This window comes from Shewanella sp. NKUCC05_KAH (assembly GCF_019345585.1).
In the GTDB taxonomy this organism is placed as follows: domain Bacteria; phylum Pseudomonadota; class Gammaproteobacteria; order Enterobacterales; family Shewanellaceae; genus Shewanella; species Shewanella oncorhynchi.
Genome location: NZ_JAHKQZ010000064.1, coordinates 1 through 242, shown reverse-complemented (window position 1 = coordinate 242; position 242 = coordinate 1). Strand labels below are relative to the sequence as shown.

Below are 242 nucleotides of genomic sequence, written 5' to 3'. Positions count from 1 at the left end.
GGTTCATGACTGGGGTGAAGTCGTAACAAGGTAGCCCTAGGGGAACCTGGGGCTGGATCACCTCCTTACCTATACGACTAACTTAATGTTTGTTGAGTGTTCACACAGATTGCTTGTTTAGCTTCTCTCACGAGAAGTCAGAGCTGAATGCGCCGCGAGCCGGTACGCATTGTTCTTTAACAATTTGGAAAGCTGATAGTATTTAATTGCATGAGTCTGTCATGTAATTAATTACAAAACGT

Annotated in this window: 1 rRNA gene; it reads left to right on the top strand. The window is 43.8% G+C overall.

What is annotated here, in order from left to right:
- Positions 1-68 (top strand): 16S ribosomal RNA (locus KO533_RS22505); the annotation flags it as partial.
- Positions 69-242: the final 174 nt, after the last annotated feature.